Raw genomic sequence first — 239 nt, 5'->3', positions numbered from 1 at the left:
CTTGTCAATACCTTTTTTTATCTTTTTTTATTCTTCTTGTTTTTTGTGACCTTTGAAAAAGAAAAGTTCTGACTTATCTTAATCGCTATAGTCCTTTAAGTAGGCTCTTAATTCTCGAATCATAGCTTGGCGGCCTTTGAACCGTTCATCGGCTAGTAAGCGCTCATACTGCTCTTGTTTCTCTGAACTCAGTTGAGCTTGGTAACTCTTTAGCTGGTCTCGGAGAATCACCAATTCAT

Annotated in this window: 1 pseudogene; it reads right to left on the bottom strand. The window is 37.7% G+C overall.

The features are described 5' to 3' along the window. Nucleotides 1–78: 78 nt before the first annotated feature. Nucleotides 79–239 (bottom strand): annotated as a pseudogene (locus HMPREF2887_RS10460) (sigma-70 family RNA polymerase sigma factor); the annotation flags it as partial.

Origin of the sequence: Streptococcus sp. HMSC071H03, assembly GCF_001813035.1 — a bacterium.
Classification (GTDB): Bacteria; Bacillota; Bacilli; order Lactobacillales; family Streptococcaceae; genus Streptococcus; species Streptococcus anginosus.
Note: the sequence above shows the minus strand (reverse complement) of the source record. Positions and strands in the feature narration are given on the sequence as shown.